Origin of the sequence: Cytobacillus sp. BC1816 (assembly GCF_051353635.1) — a bacterium.
GTDB lineage: Bacteria > Bacillota > Bacilli > Bacillales > Cytobacillaceae > Cytobacillus > Cytobacillus oceanisediminis_C.
Genome location: NZ_CP195611.1, coordinates 4,155,451 through 4,173,343, shown reverse-complemented (window position 1 = coordinate 4,173,343; position 17,893 = coordinate 4,155,451). Strand labels below are relative to the sequence as shown.

Genomic DNA, 17,893 nt, shown 5'->3' with positions numbered 1-17,893 from the left:
TTGGACATGTTAGTTGTAAATTATGCATCAAGAGAGCGCCGATTTGCGCATTTAAAAGATAAGAGGGTCGAGAAGCTATTTATCGATCAGCCGAAGCAGCGTTCATCAGTAGGGGACATTTACTTGGGCACCGTTGCAAAAGTAATGCCTGGATTGAATGCAGCTTTTGTAGAGATTGGGGAAGATCAAAGCGGATTTATTCACCGGGACAAACTGGCAGCCTATGTTTGTTCTGCCGAAGAATCGCAAGTAAAGGAAAAACGGAGCATCTCTTCTTTTGTCCATCAGGGAGAAAGAATACTTGTTCAAGTTGAAAAGGACGCTGCCGGAACTAAAGGACCGAGATTGTCAGGTGTGATTGAGTTTTCAGGAGATTCGCTGATATATATGCCAAATGGCCGTTATGTTGCTGTATCCAAGAAAATTGAGGATAGCGAAGCAAGAGAAAGCTGGCGCCAATTTGGCTATCGTGCTAAAGAAGAAAATGAAGGGCTGATTTTTAGAACATCCTGTGATAACAAGAAAGAAATTGAACTCATAGATGAACTTGAAAGGCTAAGGCTGGAGTACAGGGACCTTTTACTGGCAGCAGAAGCAAAGAAAAAACCGGGAAAAGTTTACGAAGCGGATTCTTTTATTGATGAAATTAAGGAAGAAGCGAAGAAAATGTCTGACGGAGAAATTGCAGTGGACGACTTAGCACTGAAGAGTGTGCTCCAGAAACACACCAGCCTGCCAATTCGGATGCACACTGGCAAGGAAAATATCTTCTCCGCTTTTAATGTTGAAGCAGAAATTGATAAAGCGCTGAAACGGATTGTATGGCTTGAAACTGGCGCATATCTTATTTTTGATGAGACCGAAGCTTTAACAGTCATCGATGTAAATACCGGAAAGTTCGCTGGTAAGCAGGACCGCAGGGATACAGTGTTAAAAACGAACGAGCAGGCGGCCGAAGAAGCTGCAAGACAGATCAGGCTCCGCGATATAGGCGGCATGATCCTAATCGATTTTATCGACATGAAAGAAGCATCTGACCGGAAGCATATTCTCTCCACCATGGAAAATGCGCTGAAAAAAGATGAAAGACGCACTAATCTCGTTGGATTCACCCCGCTTGGAATCCTCCAGATGACCCGAAAAAAAACAAAACCGGCCATTTCAGAATCACTTACCGAAAGGTGTCAAGTATGTGAAGGCACCGGAAGAGTGCTGAGTGCTGAAACCATTGCCTTCAGACTGGAAAGGGAATTGTGGGAACATCGCGGCAATGACCATGAAGCTGTCATAATCGAAACCACCCCAGACACAGCAGCGGTATTCTCAGGGGAAAATGATGCCCATAAAAAGAGAATCGAAGATAGCATTGGCTTAAAAATCGTGTTTTCCTATAAGGAAAATCGCAAGCCGTTTTATGAAATTAGAAAGTTTGGCAGTGCAAATGAGCTAGGTTAGATCAAAGCAGGCAGGGTTAACCACTCCGCCTGCTTTTTTAGTGCAGTATTTCCCACTTCCCTAATAACCCCATTAGCATTATAATTGTGTAGGCACGCAATAAAGTCACTTAGGTGCAAACAAAGAGAATCATATAATTCTTATTGACATGATTAATCATTATATGATAGGATTTTTATGTTATGTTTGTAGCGCACCCGTGCTACAACCGCACAGAACAGGTACATAAGCCCGCTTTTCGTGTCGGCGCCTGGGATGGCGAGTCTTAGTCTAAGAGGAGGTGCAGTTCATGTACGCGATTATCGAAACTGGCGGTAAGCAATTACGTGTAGAAGAGGGTCAAGCTATCTACATCGAAAAGCTTAACGCTGAAGCAGGCGAAACAGTTACTTTTGAAAAAGTTCTTTTCGTTGGCGGAGACAGCGTAAAAGTAGGAAGCCCTGTAGTTGAAGGTGCTACTGTTACAGCTAAAGTTGAAAAACAAGGCCGTCAAAAGAAAATCACTGTATTCAAGTACAAAGCAAAGAAAAACTATCGTAAGAAGCAAGGTCATCGTCAGCCTTACACTAAAGTTGTGATTGAAAAAATCAACGCTTAATCAGGCGATTCAGATGATTGAAGTTACGATTATTCGTAAAGATTCCGGAAATATTCATTCGTTTGAAATAAGCGGTCATGCATTCTTTGCAAACAGAGGCAAGGATATCGTCTGTGCAGGCGTATCTGCCGTTTCCATTGGTGCCATTAATGCTGTCCATGCCCTAACCGGCGTGACACCAGAAATCAGCCACGGAGATGGCTTTCTCCGATGTGTCCTTCCTGATCTACAGGATGACATGAATGAGAAAGTGCAGCTTCTTCTTGAAGGCATGGTTGTTTCATTGAAGACGATTGAAGAAGACTACGGAAAGTATATAAAGATTACCTTCAAAAAGCAGGAGGTGGAATAAATGCTATTAAAATTAGATCTTCAGTTGTTCGCTTCTAAAAAGGGAGTAGGTTCTACAAAGAACGGCCGTGACTCAATCTCTAAGCGTCTTGGCGCTAAGCGTGCAGACGGACAATTCGTAACTGGCGGCTCAATCCTATACCGTCAGCGCGGTACTAAGATCTACCCAGGTGTAAACGTGGGTAAAGGCGGCGATGACACACTATTCGCGAAAGTTGACGGTGTTGTTAAGTTCGAGCGTCTTGGACGTGACCGCAAGCAAGTGAGCGTATATCCTGCAGCTCAAGAGGCGTAAGCCTTTTCGAGAAAACCCTAGCCCACAAGGTTAGGGTTTTCTTTTTTTGGCAAAAATCCGTCAGTGCACTTCACATTTTATCTAATGAATTTATAGCTACAGAAGACAGCAGCTCTTCTTCGCATAAGCGATATTTTCTTATTTAACATAAATTTGCTTACTGTACTTATGTTTTTTGATATACTTACAGCAAGCACAGTCTTCTGACAGCCTAATAACCATACAGGAGTGCATATATGGAAAAAGACTGGAATATGATTGAAGTGCTGCGTCATGCCCGGCATGACTGGCTGAACAAAATACAATTAATTAAAGGCAACCTTTCCCTTAACAAGGTAGACAGGGCTAAGGAAATCATAGATGAAATCGTGGTGGAAGCACAGCAGGAAGCAAGACTTTCTAATTTAAACCTGCCTGGGTTTGCTTCGCTTTTATTGACTTATAATTGGGAGAACCACTACTTTCAGCTTGAATATGAGGTGCTCGATGATACCATTTCCGGCAGATTGGATGACTTTGTCCTTTCTGAGTGGACAGGCTCTTTTTTTGCCATTTTGGACTCATCAGTAAGGCCTTACCATGATAATCATTTATCTGTATCCATCAGGCATGAAAAAGAAGGGGCTCGTTTCTTTTTTGATTTTAGCGGAATACTAACAGATATCGATAAATTGGATCAGTTCTTCAAAAAGAAGAACGATGACATAACGGCTGCTGTTCAGGAGTTAGCTGAAGAGGAGCTTGCACTGGAGTTATTTATGCCATTCATTGCGAATGACAAAGAGTGATTTCCGCCGCAGAAAGCAATACTAAGTGTGAAACTCTGCAGGCTGGGGCATTTCTTAAATGTAAGAGTGGATCCAGTCAGTGCCGGTATTTGGCTGAATGCCAGACAATTGGGACATACTGCAGACGGGAGGAATAATATATGTTTGTCGATCAGGTCAAAGTTTATGTTAAAGGCGGGGACGGGGGCAACGGAATGGTTGCTTTCCGCCGTGAAAAATATGTGCCGAATGGAGGCCCAGCCGGCGGAGATGGCGGTAAGGGCGCCAATGTTGTTTTTGAAGTGAATGAGGGATTGCGCACGTTAATGGATTTCCGTTATCAGCGCCATTTTAAAGCTCCCCGCGGTGAGCATGGCATGTCTAAAAATCAGCATGGAAGAAATGCAAAAGACATGATTGTTAAAGTCCCGCCGGGAACAGTTGTATCAGATGCCGAGTCAGGGGAAGTAATCGCAGACTTGACGGAGCACGGACAAAGAGCTGTCATAGCCCGCGGGGGCCGCGGAGGCAGAGGGAATACCCGTTTTGCGACACCGGCAAATCCTGCTCCGGAATTGTCCGAACATGGCGAACCGGGCCAGGAAAGAGATGTTGTGCTGGAGCTTAAGCTTTTAGCTGATGTTGGTTTAGTCGGTTTTCCGAGCGTCGGTAAATCCACGCTCCTGTCGGTTGTATCATCAGCAAGACCGAAGATTGCGGAATACCACTTTACGACGATTGTTCCCAATCTGGGAATGGTTGAGACTGAAGACGCCCGCAGCTTTGTAATGGCAGACTTGCCTGGATTAATTGAAGGTGCCCATTCGGGAGTAGGCCTAGGTCATCAATTTTTACGGCATATCGAGAGAACAAGAGTTATTGTGCATGTTATCGATATGGCTGCTGTTGAGGGCAGGGATCCATTTGAAGACTATCTAACCATCAATAAAGAATTAAAAGAGTATAACCTTCGTTTAACTGAAAGGCCTCAAGTCATTGTGGCTAATAAAATGGACATGCCTGATGCAGATGAAAATCTTAAAAAATTCAAAGAACAGCTTGAAGAAGAGTATCCGATATTTCCAATATCCGCTTTAACAAGACAAGGGTTAAGGGATTTATTATTTGCTGTTGCAGATAAGCTTGAAGAAACACCTGAATTCCCGCTGGCACATGAAGAAGAAGAAGACACAGGTGTGCACCGAGTTCTTTATAAGCATGAGGCTGACCAGACGGAATTTGTCATTACGAGAGATCCTGCAGGAGTGTTCATCGTATCTGGCGATGCTATTGAGAAACTCTTTAAGATGACTGATTTCTCAAGAGATGAATCTGTCCGCAGGTTTGCAAGACAGCTGCGCGGAATGGGTGTAGATGATGCTCTTCGTGAAAAAGGAGCAAAAGACGGTGATACCGTTAAGCTGCTTGATTATGAATTCGAGTTTATTGACTAACCTTCTCGATTGACGGGGTGGAGAAATGAGAAAAGATAGATTCGATAAGAAATTTTATTTGGTTCGCGAAGATGTTTTGCCTGAAGCAATGAAGAAAACATTGGATGCGAAGGAAATGATCGAAAGGGGAAAAGCCGAATCGGTTTGGGATGCTGTCCAAAAAGTCGATTTGAGCAGAAGTGCTTTTTATAAATATAGAGACACTGTGTTTCCTTTCCATACTGTTGTCAAAGAACGGCTGATCACTTTATTCTTTCATTTGGAAGACAGATCGGGGACTTTATCACATTTATTGGGCGTTGTGGCTACATCGGGGTGCAATGTCCTAACAATACACCAGACCATTCCACTCCAGGGAAGGGCAAATGTCACGCTTTCCCTGAATGTAACTGAAATGGGCATCGAGATTGAGGAGCTCTTGGCAAGGCTTCGAAAATTGGAGTTTGTAGAAAAGGTAGAGGTGCTGGGGACGGGTGCGTGAGAAAATGCGCTCTGTGCCCTGCCCTTTTTTAATTTTTTATTTTGTAATTTACATACATATGTTAAAGTGGTAAAGTATAAAGAGAATTTTCAGTGATTTAAGATAAGTCTGACGAATAAGGAGGTAATTACCGTGAAGATAGGATTTTTGGGCCCGAAGGCCACCTTTACAGATATTGCTGCAAGGAGTTTATTTCCGAATGAGACAGCGGTTGCCTACCCAACGATACCTGCCTGTTTTGATGCATTAAATGAAAATGAAATAGAACTGGCGGTAGTTCCTCTTGAAAACGCATTGGAAGGATCAGTAAATATTACATTGGATTATTTAATCCATGAAGTGGATTTTCCAATAATCGGCGAACTGACAGCCCCGATTCGCCAGCATTTTATGGTCCATCCTGATCATGTTAAGGAATGGGATAAAACTGAAGCAGTCTATAGCCATTCCCATGCCATTGCACAATGCCATAAATTTCTGCATAAAGAGCTGAAAGGAATCCCTTGCGAAAGCACTACTTCAACTGCTGCAGCAGCTCAATATGTTAAAGAAAATCCAGACTTGCGTGCAGGCGCCATCGCTAATGAATTAGCGGCAGAAGTGTATGGACTGGCGATCGTTAAAGAGGATATCCATGATTTTGATTTTAACCATACAAAGTTCATAGTATTATCCAGTAAAGAGCTGTCAATTAATGAAGACCGCAAAGAGTTTTCCGGGAACAAGACGACTGTTATGGTGACGCTGCCGGCTGATAGGTCAGGGGCACTTCATCAAGTGCTTTCGGCATTTGCCTGGAGGAATCTCAATTTGACTAAGATTGAATCAAGGCCGATGAAAACAGGATTGGGAAATTATTTCTTTATCATTGACGTGGATATGAAGCAGGATGATGTCCTTATCCCTGGGGCAGTTGCCGAATTGGAGGCACTGGGCTGCAGCGTTAAGATTTTGGGAAGCTATCCATACTTTCAGCTTCGCAATAAAAATACAAAAGTTCTTCAGGATTAAGCAAAAGAAAAGGATCCGGCATAATATCCGGATCCTTTTCTTATTTGAAAATAATAAGGATTATCTCTATTCCTGGTCAATAAGAAATCCTGCTCCCTTTAATAATTTCTCAGCTTCATCGAGTTTCCGTTCTGAGGCTGCAGAAAGAGTATGAAGATGAATGCCATCTGTCAGTTCTGATAAGAAGGAAGCTTTTGTGGCTTTAATTTTATCCATGAATTGCTTGACTTCCTGACGGGTTGATACCATAACCGAGGCAGTTAAGTCACCATAAACAGGATGTTCAATTCTTACATCTTTTACTGTAACCCCATGATCGACAAGCAGATTCAATTCTTCTTCAGTCCTCGCGGGGTCATGATGGCAGGCAATAACCCGCTCAGCTGAAGATGCAGGGGAAGCCTGGTGAAGATACATATAACCTTGGCTCGTGGCAATGATTGGCTCTTTTCTTGCCTTTAGAAGGGTGATATCCCCAACAATTACTTGTCTGCTTACATTTGTTTTTGCTGCAAGGTCGCCTCCTGTAATGGGCTGTCCGCTTTCTTTAAGAAGCTGAAGCAGAAAGGTCCTTCGCTCCTCTCCGAGCACCTTTTTTTGTTCCTTCATTTTTCCTCACCCTTATAATCCGATAATGTCTCATTCTAACATAAGAAACGGCAAAATATAAAAGATTAGAGAGTTCCTAGTTCCCGGGCTATTTCTGCCAGCTTTTCCCCCAGTGACTTTGCATCCTCAACATCAGTGTTCCACCCGAATGAAATCCGGAAAAATTCCTTGCCTTTTTTTTCTGTAACTCCCAGGGCCACCATCGTTTTAGAAACAGTTTTCATGCCTGTGCTGCATGCGCTTCCTGTAGATACGGCATATCCATGTCTGTTGCATTCAAGCATGATATATTGCCCTTCCACCCCTTTTAGCCGAAGTCCCAATGTAGAAGGAAGCTGGTAAGAGCCTGAAAAATCGTATAATACAAATTTCTCCTGTAAAGACTCAAGCTCCTTCAGCAGTGCTTCACGCAGAGTTTGGAAATGGCTGTTATGTCTGTTTAAATTGACATAAGCTTTCTGTGCAGCTACTGTCATTCCGGCAATTCCCGGAAGGTTCACGGTGCCTGGCCTGAAACCTTTTTCATGTGATACGCCTGGTAAGAAGGAGCTCCACCGCCTGCCGGGTTTGAGGTAAACCCCTCCCACCCCTTTTGGACCGTAAAATTTATGGGCAGAAAAGGACAGGCTATCAACAAAGCGGGCGACTTCTTTTAAATCTGATTTTCCAAAAGTATGGACACAATCACTATGCAAAAATATCTGTCTTTGCCTGCATAGCTGGCTGATCTCAAGGACAGGCTGCAATGTGCCGATTTCAGGATTGCCATGCTGTATGGCAATTAAGACGGTATCATCCCTGATGGACGAACTTAATTTTTTTAAGTCAATACGGCCATCCGCTCCAAAAGGGATTTCTGTAATTTCATACCCTTTATCAAGGCTTAATTTCTCTAGGACACTATGAATAGAGGAATGTTCAGCCATTCCCGCTATAATATGTTTTCCTGATTTTTCAGAGGCAGACAGCAAGGCTAATATAGCGAGTAAATTGCTTTCTGTACCTCCGCTGGTAAAGTAGATTCCTTCACTCTCAACTCCCAAAAGTATGGCTAATTCTCTCCGGCAATTTTCAAGAAGCCCTTCTGCTGCGCTCCCGGTATCATGAAGGCTGCGGGAGTTGCCAAAGTATTCAGTTGAGGCTTTTATATAGGCATCTGCCGCTTCCGGATCTAGCGGACATGATGCTGCATAATCGAAATATTTCATGTTCTCACCTGCTCTCTCTTAAAAATAGCGCCTTCGAAATGCCAGAAGTTCCTCTTAAACTACGAAAACCTCTTGTCATAATTCTAAATCTGTGTAAATATAGGTGTCAAGACACCTGTAAAAACAGGAGGTAAAAAATAATGAATGCCGACGTTTTGATTATTGGAAGCGGGGTAGCCGCTTTGCAGTTGGCTAAGAAGCTGCGACAGGACTTGAATGTGATTATTCTCACAAAGTCAACTATAAAAAATGGAAACTCATATATGGCGCAGGGCGGCATTGCGGCTGCCCTTGGAGTAAATGATCACCCATCCAAGCACTACATGGATACACTCGAAGCAGGAAGGTTTCATAATGATTCTGATGCAGTGCTGTCCCTGACCAGTGAAGCACCCTCTTTGATAAAAGAGCTTAATCAAGAGGGATGCCTGTTTGATTTAAATTCTGAAGGAACAATTGCATTAGGCATGGAAGGGGCTCATTCAGAAAACAGAATTGTTCATGGAGGCGGGGATTGCACTGGAAAAACAGTCATTGATTTTATGCTGTCAAAGAAAAATCTAAACGTTCGAATCATGGAAAATGTTCTTGTGTTTGAATTGCTGATAAATGAAACCGACGGCAGTTGTATAGGGGTAAAAGGAAAAGATTCCAATGGTGTAATTCATCGATTCTTTTCATCTCATGTTGTGCTTGCGACAGGGGGCTGCGGCCAGCTATATGAATATACATCCAATGCCGATACCGTAACAGGAGATGGGATTGCCATAGCGTACAGAGCAGGTGCGGAGATAGCGGATATGGAGTTCATCCAATTTCATCCCACACTTCTCTATAAAGACGGTAAAGCATTGGGGCTAATCTCGGAAGCTGTCAGGGGAGAGGGCGGCCGGCTCATTACAGAAGACGGAAGACCAGTAATGGCAGGACTTCATCCACAGGGAGATTTAGCGCCCAGACATGTTGTGTCACAGGCAATTTTTCATTCTTTAGAGGATGGGAAAGCCGTGTTCCTGGATATCTCCTCAATTGAGAACTTTAAATCCAGATTTCCTGCGATAACAAAAATCTGTGAACAAAACGGAGTAGATATTAGCATTGGGAAAATTCCGGTTTCACCCGGAAGCCACTTCTTAATGGGAGGAATTAAAACAGATTTATTGGGCCGCACCAGCATTCCTGGCCTGTATGCAATTGGTGAAGCTGCATGCACAGGCGTACATGGCGCTAACCGGCTTGCAAGCAATTCTCTGCTGGAAGGTTTATTTTTGGGCAAAAGGCTTGCGGAGTGGCTTAATGAGCAGCCGTCAAGTAAACCTGCTAAAGGACTGACATTTCCCGATACAGAATTCAGATGTCTAATCAAAGAAAGTTTGCCTTCCATTCAAGAAATTAAAATGAGAATGATGAAAAATGCAGGGATTATTAAAACAAAAGAAGGGCTTTTAGATCAGCTTGCCTGGCTTAAAGGCTGCAAAATTGAAGAATGGATTAAAGCAGAACTTGATGATCTTTCAATAGAGGAAGTAACACGGGCTTTCATGCTTATCGCAGCTTATCTGATAACAGATTCTGCATTAAAGAGAACAGAGAGCCGGGGTGGTCATTTCCGGCAGGATCATCCTTTGGAAAGCCCTGAATGGCTTGGCAAAAGGATTATTCAATCCCGAAAATCTGAAAAGGATGGTAAAAATGAACAAATTAAAGCTGCGATTGCAACTTGAACAGTTTTTTCTCGAGGATATCGGTGACCGCGACCTGACAAGCGGACTTATTTTTGGAGAGGATCAGACAGGAACGGTTGTTTTTCTGGCAAAAGACAATGGCATTTTTTGCGGAGAAGAAATAATCAGGTCAGGATACAAGGTGCTGAATTCAGCGGCTGAAGTCAATTTAAACGTAAAGGATGGAGAATGGATAGAGAAAGGTCAAGTCCTTGCTGAAGCTACAGGGCCTGTATCCGATTTATTAAAAGGAGAAAGAGTGATCTTAAATCTGCTCCAAAGAATGAGCGGGATTGCAACAAAAACAAGTGAAGCTGTCCGGGTATTAAATAGTTCACATACGAAAATCTGCGATACAAGAAAAACTACACCTGGCCTTAGAATGCTTGAAAAATATGCAGTCAGATGCGGAGGGGGATTTAACCATCGATATGGCCTCTATGATGCAGTCATGATTAAAGACAACCATATTTCTTTTGCAGGCTCAATTTCGAAAGCTGTGGAAGAAGTGCGGTCAAAAATTGGGCATATCGTAAAAGTTGAAGTCGAAACGGAAACAAAAGAACAGGTCCTTGAAGCAGTTGAGGCAGGTGCAGATGTAATCATGTTTGACAACAGGAGCCCTGAAGAGATTAATGAGTGGATCAGCAGCGTGCCGAAGGGGATCCTGACAGAAGCATCCGGCGGAATCACGTTGGATAACCTGTCAGCTTACAGCAATACAGGGGTTGATTTTATTTCATTGGGTTTTCTTACTCATTCCGTGAAATCACTTGATATAAGTGTGAAGGTTACTGTTGAATAAGAAAAGCGGAAGCGCCTTGCCTGCCCCAGACACCCGAGGGGGTAGGCGCTCCTCCTAAAAGCTAACGCTTTTATTTCGTACGATGAATATGCTGTCGAAGAGTTCCATGTGGAGCTAGACAGTTATCGGCGTTAAAAGATATAAAGTCCTAAAAAAAATATATGCATAATTGGCAAAGGGGTATGGAGGAAATGAATATTTTTCAGACAGCAGAAAAACAAACAAATATTCTTCCGGAAAAATATCGAATGATGACTGTAAAGGAACTGGAGGATCGAGCAAGAGAAATAAAAGATAAGCTTGGGAATAAGCTGTTCATTCCGGGTCATCATTATCAGAAGGATGAGGTCATCCAGTTTGCGGACGCTACTGGTGATTCACTAAAGCTTGCCCAGCTTTCACAGGAAAATGCAGAGGCAGAATATATTGTGTTTTGCGGAGTTCACTTTATGGCTGAAACGGCAGATATATTAACAGATTCTAGTCAAAAGGTGCTATTGCCTGATATGCGCGCAGGCTGCTCTATGGCCGATATGGCTGATATCAGCCAAACAGAAAGAGCCTGGACGAAGCTGCAGAATATGTTTGGCGATACAATGCTTCCTTTAACATACGTAAACTCTACTGCGGCCATCAAGGCTTTTGTAGGCCGCCATGGGGGAGCAACAGTTACTTCTTCGAATGCTGAAAAAATGGTGAGCTGGGCGTTTGAGCAGAAGCCGAGAATTGTATTTCTGCCTGACCAGCATCTTGGAAGAAACACGGCTTTTAACCTCGGAATTGGGCTTGAGGAAATGGCTGTATGGAACCCCGTTACGGATCAGCTGGAATATGAAGGGCCGCTTGAGGAAATTAAAGTAATTCTTTGGAAAGGCCATTGTTCAGTTCATGAAAACTTTACTGTTGAAAATGTCAAAGAAGTTCGGGAACAATATCCGGCAATGAAGATCATTGTCCATCCGGAATGCAGAAGGGAAGTTGTGGAACTTTCCGATATGGCCGGGTCGACCAATTATATAATAGATGCAATAGAACATTCAGAACCTGGGTCTTCATGGGCGATCGGTACAGAGATGAATTTGGTTAAAAGGATTATCACCCAGCATTCAGATAAAAAAATCATCTCACTTAACCCTCATATGTGTCCTTGCCTGACCATGAACCGAATCGATTTACCGCACCTTGTTTGGTGCCTTGAAGCAATTGAGCAGGGGGAAAGCCAAAATCTAATTCAGGTTGAAGAACAAACAGCAGCATTTGCTAAATTGGCATTAGATAGGATGCTCGAACGTCCATGAGCCTTTGCATAAGGTTAGCAGGTCATTAAATCAGCGGAAATTACACAGAAATACTCTGCGTAAATTAAGGCAATAAAAAAATTCTCCCCGCCGGGAGGATTTTTTTATTGCCTTGCTGCCCTTTGCTGTTAATAGGATTAGAAGAAACGATGAATCATAAATCCCGGGAAAAATGCATATCTTTTTGTGTAGATTGTTAGCAATTTGCCCATTTCTTCATACACTATATGGACTCATCGCGATTTAACGGGCACTAATCTGCACTTTTCAAATAAATGGATGAAATGCCCGTAAATGCCCGATTGGTTCTACTAACCATCATTGTGATGGAAGTATCACCTTACGCATAGGAGGGAATTCAGAGTGAAAATCCATATCGTACAGAAAGGGGATACTCTTTGGAAGATTGCCAAAAAGTACGGCGTGAATTTTGAAGAGCTGAAAAAGATGAATACACAGCTCAGCAACCCTGATATGATTATGCCCGGTATGAAAATAAAAGTTCCTGCAAGCGGGGGCTCAATAAAAAAAGAGGCTCCTATTGGAGGAAAACCGGAAGCAAAAATAAATATGGGTGCCAAAAAGGAAATGCCAAAAGCAGAACAACCTTTTGCCAAAGAGAAACCTATTACCATGCCATCAGCTGAAGCACCTAAGGAAAAGCCGGTAAAAGAAGCACCGAAAAAGGAAATGCCAAAAGTAACGGCGCCAAAGGTTGAAATTCCGAAGGAAGTGCCAAAACCTGCACCAAAAGAAGTTCCCAAAAAACCTTATACGCCTAAAATGCCAAAGCCTATTATGCCTGAAATTGATATAAATAATTATTATATGATGAATATTCAGCAGCCGGCTCCGCAGCAAAAGCCGCTTCCAGCAAAAGAGGTTAAACCACAGCAGCAGAAACCGCTTCCAGCAAAAGAGGTTAAACCGCAGCAGCAGAAACCGCTTCCGGCTAAAGAGGTTAAAGTGAAGGAAAAACCAGTGAAGCCTGCAGAAACAAAACCACAGCAAAAACCACTGCCTATATCAGAATACAAGCCACAGCCCCAGCTCCCGCCTAAACCAGTCAATATCCTTCCGCAGGTAAAGACGGCTTCAAATCAAGAAAGTCCTGAATCGCCGGAAAGCGAATCTTCTTTATATACACATCAAGGAGGTCAATATCAGCCAATGTTTCCTTTTAACCCATGTTATCCGCAAATGCCTTATCCTCAAGTACAGGGAGCAATGATGCCGCAGATGCCGCACCAGATGCCACATCAAGTGCAGGGAGCGATGATGCCGCAGATGCCGCACCAGATGCCACATCAAGTGCAGGGAGCGATGATGCCGCAGATGCCGCACCAGATGCCACATCAAGTGCAGGGAGCGATGATGCCGCAGATGCCGCATCAGATGCCACACCAGGTGCAGGGAGCGATGATGCCGCAGATGCCGCATCAGATGCCACACCAGGTGCAGGGAGCGATGATGCCGCAGATGCCGCATCAGATGCCACACCAGGTGCAGGGAGCGATGATGCCGCAGATGCCACACCAGATGCCGCAGCATCAAATGCCTCATATGGGTATGATGGCTGGAGTTGAAAGTCCGGATTATGATGAATCTTCACCGTTCATGCCAATGGCTCAAACGCCGTCGGGTGTGATGGGGGCTGAAGATATGGGAATGCAAATGTCACATCAGATGCCACATCAGGTGCAAGGGGCGATGATGCCGCAGATGTCGCATCAGATGCCACACCAGGTGCAGGGAGCGATGATGCCACAGATGCCGCATCAGATGCCACACCAGGTGCAGGGAGCAATGATGCCGCAGATGCCGCATCAAATGCCATCGGGTGTGATGGGGGCAGAAGACATGGGAATGCAAATGCCGCATCAAATGCCATCGGGTGTGATGGGGGCAGAAGATATGGGAATGCAAATGCCGCATCAGATGCCGCAGGTGCAAGGAGCAATGATGCCGCAGATGCCGCATCAAATGCCATCGGGTGTAATGGGTGCAGAAGATATGGGAATGCAGATGCCGCATCAAATGCCACACATGCCGCAGGTGCAGGGAATGGAAGAATCTCCGGGTATGTCTCAAAAGCCATTAATGCCTGGTTCAGTGATGGGTGCTTCCAATGATTGCGGATGTGGAGGACCGCAATTTGCTCCGGGAGGCTACGGTCCGGGGCCGGGATTCGGTCCAGGGCCAGGATTCGGTCCAGGGCAGGGATATGGTCCGGGATTTGGCTATGGTCCTGGACCAGGATTCGGTCCAGGTTTTGGCCAAATGGGCGGAGAGGCGTTTGGAATGCCAAGAAGCATTGACGAAAGCAGTGAATACGACGGTTAATAATGGAGGAGACGATTTAGTTCAAAATCGTCTCCTCTCCTATTTGCGAGATCAGCTGCCTTTTAAAATTGAAGAGTTAAAGCCGATCAGAAAGAAGGTTTATTTACTGAGGACGCAAGAGCGGGCCTTTATATTGAAAGGATTTTCATCCTATCACCGGCTAAAGCTTCAGGAGGCATTTACTTCATCATTAATGAATGAAGGATTTGCAAAAACATATATTTTTTATGAGATTGCCAAAGAACCGCCTTTGTTTTTTGACCGGACATATTTTGGGTGTCTGGAGTACATCCCGCCTTCGGAAGAAGTGTTCACCTATTTTTTGAAGAGGGATCGTTTGGATGGGCTGAATTTGCTGAAGAGTTTCCACGATACTACAGAGAAGCTTGTAAGCCGTTACCAAACGGTTGTGCCGGCATATCGGCAGGCAGACAAGTGGAGAGAGAGAGCGACCCTTTTCCTTAATAATCTCCCTGTAATAAGATATTTTGTCCAAAAAGAAATTATTAATGAATTATTAGCCTGGGCAGATTGGGCCTTAAAAGGCATTGAAGAGGAAGCCTGGCTTTTTCAATCCGGGAGGAAGGTTATTCTGCACGGTGATGTAGCCCATCATAATTTTCTCAGAGCAAAAGATCAATCTTTATATTTGCTTGATTTTGACCTGATAACAATAGGTACCCCTCATTCCGATTACCTGCAGTATGCAAACCGCATCCTCCCTTTTATGAAATGGTCATTTGACGATTTGGGGAAATATTCAATATTTAAATCCAATCTTGAAGAAAAGGGCTTTCTTCATGCATTGGCATTTCCAACTGATATATTTAGGGAATGGAATCGTGTAATAAGGGATAGAACATATCTTGATTCTGTAAAGATTCGTCCTGTTTTGGATTTAACTGTAGGTCAGTTTGCTGAGAGACAGCGTTTTATTAAGGCTCTTAAATATGCCGTCAATGAGAAAAACAAATAATGTACAAAAAAATTGGACGTAAATGGACAGAATGAAAGCCTCCTTTCGCTCACAAGCTAAGAAAGAGCAGAAATGCTCATGGCTTGTAATATTAGCGAGGGGGTTTTTCGCTTGCACAAGAAATTAATTGCAGTTCCGATTGCTGCCATCATGACGATGGGATTGGCAGGATGCGGAACAAATGAAGATGCATCTGTTGATCGAAAGAATGAAATTGGTCAGCCCATGGGGTATTATTCAAATGAAAATCACGGAAACCGCGGTGGGAATGTCCGGGTAGAAGATGGTACAGATAATGATGGGCCTCTGACAGAAATGATGGATCATACTCTGGGCGGAGAGGGAAAAAATAACGGCTACAACCGGGTGGACAATAATGCAAGAAGAGTAAGAAATGAGAATACTGAAAACCCTACTGTTCCTCTTGCTGACAGGGATCGCAGCTTTTTACGGAGAGATAATCGATTTAGCCATAGCGATGCGAATTATCATGGACATCTCGATGACAATACACGACAAGCCAAAAACTCTTATTATCAAGCTTATGAAGGTGAGCTTGCTGAAAAAATTGGCGACGTTGCAGCTTCTGTTCCGAACGTTGAAGATGTCAGATCTGTTACTTATGGAAGCGATGTTTTGATTGCTGTAGACTTGAATGATTATGATAAGGAAGAACAGACGAAAGAAGCGATTCATGAAGCGGTTCAGCCATATTTACGCGGGAGATCTGCCACGGTGGTAACAGACGAAGGAACGTTTAGCCGTTTAAGAAACATTGATAACAATCTGCGTGATGGCGGTCCGCGAGAGCAAATTGATTGGGATTTAAAAAGTTTATTCCGCAGGGAAAAATAATGATTTAGGAAAGAGGGCAAAGCTGCTGGGCTCTGCCCCTTTTTACATAATTAAATTTTTTCAGGATAAACATGAAAATGTTGGTCACACTAATCATAAAGATTAGCGAAAACAGCTCAGGCGGATGCTGCATAAGTTACTATTTAATCGAGGTGATCGATCATGAGAACCATATGGGGCTTGCTATTAATAGGAGCTGCTTCCTTTTACCCCTTCTTCCAGAAAGATGCATTCAACTTTTTATCTGAGGGTACTTCTGTATATGCTGAGGCAGCAGAAAAACACATTGAAGGGCCGCTTAAGATGGATGTCATTTTGGAAAGAGAATATCTGGATGGGGAAGTGAGCCAGGAAACGATAGAGGAAACCATATGGACCCTTGAAGATTTCTGGGCTAAATATGATCAATGGCAGCTTGTTGATATGGATATAGATTATATGGTGTTCCGCCGGAAAATGGATGATATATCGCCATTATTAAAAGCAAATGGGTACTTCGGTGTAACCGAGGACGGCACCTTAACCATTTTCAATGGAAGGCCGCAAGAAACAAATATCATTCAGTCTTTCTTTCAAATCGATTTAGGGAGATTAGAAAGCACAAAATGTGAAGAATTAAAAAAAGGAATTCCCATTGTAACAAAAGATCGATATGTAGAAGTTCTGGAGACCTTTAAAAGCTATACTGCCGGTGAAAAGCAAGCGAATTGAAAATGCAGTAAAACATGCAAGGGAATGGGATTCTCTTGCATGTTTCCGTTTTTTTAAACAATAAGAAAGTAATTATTTTTGAACGTTGATAACTGTCTAGCTCCAGCGTCTTCCTGCTCGAGGTGTCGGAGGTAAGCAAGGCGCTTCCGCTTTTCTTATGAACTGCATCCAATCATTTGTAATGTTACTTATTTTTTGATAGCTTATACTTATGTAACATTAGTTGCAGGAGGGAATCTTGTGGAATATGTTGATCCTATCAAGGACATCAAAAGCATAAATAAAATTAAAGAGATTTTAAGACATCAGTCACAGCGGGATCTTTTGCTTTTTGTATTGGGCATAAATACCGGTATAAGGGTGAGTGATTTGCTATCTCTGAAAATTAGTGATGTTTGGGATGGGAAGGAGATAAAAGAGTTTATTTATTTAAATGATCTCAATAGCGACGAAAATAAAGCATTTTACTTAAATAACAGCGTGAAAAAAGAACTGAAAAAATATTTTACCCAGCATGATTGCTCTGAATGTGATTACCTTTTCAAATCTAAAAAGAATAACCAGCCAATTACCCGCCAGCAAGCCTATCGGATCATAAATAATGCTGCAAAGGAAGCTGGAATTCCAGGGAAGATCGGCACACATACACTTCGAAAAACATTTGGCTATCATGCATATAGAAAAGGGATTGCCATTTCAATCATTATGTCCATTTATAATCACCATTCTTCCGCTGAAACTTTGCGTTATCTCGGTATTGAAAGAGGCGGGAAGCAATTGATAAAAGTGGATGTTAATTTATAGAATGAGTTTAAGGCATTGGCTGATATAAGCGTCCTGCTTACCAAAGGATTTTCGTCCACAAACAATGTATCTGCCCCAGCCTGTTCAGCATTTTATTCTTCGTGCCTAAAATATAATATGGTACAATGAGGTACAGTTAAATCAGAGG

General features: G+C 43.1%; 18 protein-coding genes and 1 other annotated feature. Of the genes, 16 read left to right on the top strand and 2 right to left on the bottom strand.

Features of this window, described 5'->3' with window-relative positions; translation table 11 throughout:
• Positions 1-6: 6 nt before the first annotated feature.
• From ACR42H_RS21280 to pheA, 8 genes are all read left to right on the top strand, one after another.
• Complete coding sequence (locus tag ACR42H_RS21280; RefSeq protein WP_436373126.1) at positions 7-1,455, top strand: Rne/Rng family ribonuclease; 1,449 nt, start codon at positions 7-9, stop codon at positions 1,453-1,455.
• Between the two features lie 196 nt (positions 1,456-1,651).
• Positions 1,652-1,731 (top strand) — a sequence feature (ribosomal protein L21 leader region).
• A 13-nt stretch (positions 1,732-1,744) separates the two neighbouring features.
• Positions 1,745-2,053 (top strand): 50S ribosomal protein L21, encoded by a 309-nt coding sequence (rplU, locus tag ACR42H_RS21275; protein WP_035331309.1) that lies wholly within the window; start codon positions 1,745-1,747, stop codon positions 2,051-2,053.
• 13 nt (positions 2,054-2,066) lie between these two features.
• A complete protein-coding gene (locus tag ACR42H_RS21270) occupies positions 2,067-2,405 on the top strand; it encodes a ribosomal-processing cysteine protease Prp (protein WP_113882710.1) in 339 nt (112 codons plus the stop codon).
• Positions 2,406-2,699, top strand: coding sequence for a 50S ribosomal protein L27 (gene rpmA / locus ACR42H_RS21265; RefSeq protein ID WP_009333115.1), 294 nt, complete (start codon positions 2,406-2,408; stop codon positions 2,697-2,699).
• A 236-nt stretch (positions 2,700-2,935) separates the two neighbouring features.
• Complete coding sequence (locus tag ACR42H_RS21260; RefSeq protein WP_113882711.1) at positions 2,936-3,487, top strand: sporulation initiation phosphotransferase B; 552 nt, start codon at positions 2,936-2,938, stop codon at positions 3,485-3,487.
• Positions 3,488-3,627: 140 nt separating this feature from the next.
• Complete coding sequence (gene obgE / locus ACR42H_RS21255) at positions 3,628-4,920, top strand: GTPase ObgE (protein ID WP_113882712.1); 1,293 nt, start codon at positions 3,628-3,630, stop codon at positions 4,918-4,920.
• A 25-nt stretch (positions 4,921-4,945) separates the two neighbouring features.
• On the top strand, positions 4,946-5,401 hold the full coding sequence (locus ACR42H_RS21250; RefSeq protein ID WP_113882713.1) for an ACT domain-containing protein: 456 nt from the start codon (positions 4,946-4,948) through the stop codon (positions 5,399-5,401).
• 132 nt (positions 5,402-5,533) lie between these two features.
• Complete coding sequence (gene pheA, locus ACR42H_RS21245) at positions 5,534-6,412, top strand: prephenate dehydratase (protein WP_113882714.1); 879 nt, start codon at positions 5,534-5,536, stop codon at positions 6,410-6,412.
• Between the two features lie 66 nt (positions 6,413-6,478).
• Here pheA and ACR42H_RS21240 read toward each other — a convergent pair whose 3' ends face one another.
• Entirely contained in the window at positions 6,479-7,021 is a 543-nt protein-coding gene (locus tag ACR42H_RS21240; protein WP_113882715.1) for a transcription repressor NadR, read from the bottom strand.
• A 65-nt stretch (positions 7,022-7,086) separates the two neighbouring features.
• Positions 7,087-8,229, bottom strand: coding sequence for an IscS subfamily cysteine desulfurase (locus ACR42H_RS21235; RefSeq protein ID WP_436373121.1), 1,143 nt, complete (start codon positions 8,227-8,229; stop codon positions 7,087-7,089).
• 140 nt (positions 8,230-8,369) lie between these two features.
• On the opposite strand from ACR42H_RS21235, the gene nadB reads away from it, so the two are divergent.
• The 8 genes from nadB (at position 8,370) to ACR42H_RS21195 (ending at position 17,745) form a co-directional block, all read left to right on the top strand.
• On the top strand, positions 8,370-9,953 hold the full coding sequence (gene nadB, locus ACR42H_RS21230) for an L-aspartate oxidase (RefSeq protein WP_436373119.1): 1,584 nt from the start codon (positions 8,370-8,372) through the stop codon (positions 9,951-9,953).
• Entirely contained in the window at positions 9,922-10,758 is an 837-nt protein-coding gene (gene nadC, locus ACR42H_RS21225; RefSeq protein WP_436373117.1) for a carboxylating nicotinate-nucleotide diphosphorylase, read from the top strand. Before nadB ends, nadC begins: the two co-directional genes overlap by 32 nt.
• A gap of 191 nt (positions 10,759-10,949) precedes the next feature.
• Positions 10,950-12,056, top strand: coding sequence for a quinolinate synthase NadA (nadA, locus tag ACR42H_RS21220; protein WP_113882719.1), 1,107 nt, complete (start codon positions 10,950-10,952; stop codon positions 12,054-12,056).
• 363 nt (positions 12,057-12,419) lie between these two features.
• Positions 12,420-14,399, top strand: a complete 1,980-nt coding sequence (gene safA, locus ACR42H_RS21215) for a SafA/ExsA family spore coat assembly protein (protein ID WP_436373114.1) — start codon at positions 12,420-12,422, stop codon at positions 14,397-14,399.
• Positions 14,353-15,375 carry a phosphotransferase gene (locus ACR42H_RS21210; protein WP_436373112.1) on the top strand — a complete coding sequence of 341 codons (1,023 nt, stop codon included), beginning with the start codon at positions 14,353-14,355 and terminating at the stop codon, positions 15,373-15,375. Before safA ends, ACR42H_RS21210 begins: the two co-directional genes overlap by 47 nt.
• A gap of 111 nt (positions 15,376-15,486) precedes the next feature.
• Complete coding sequence (locus ACR42H_RS21205; RefSeq protein WP_113882721.1) at positions 15,487-16,230, top strand: YhcN/YlaJ family sporulation lipoprotein; 744 nt, start codon at positions 15,487-15,489, stop codon at positions 16,228-16,230.
• Positions 16,231-16,392: 162 nt separating this feature from the next.
• The gene (locus tag ACR42H_RS21200) at positions 16,393-16,941 is read left to right on the top strand and encodes a BofC C-terminal domain-containing protein (RefSeq protein WP_436373110.1); all 549 of its coding nucleotides are present in this window, start codon (positions 16,393-16,395) and stop codon (positions 16,939-16,941) included.
• 240 nt (positions 16,942-17,181) lie between these two features.
• Positions 17,182-17,745, top strand: coding sequence for a tyrosine-type recombinase/integrase (locus tag ACR42H_RS21195; protein ID WP_113882723.1), 564 nt, complete (start codon positions 17,182-17,184; stop codon positions 17,743-17,745).
• Positions 17,746-17,893 lie beyond the last annotated feature (148 nt).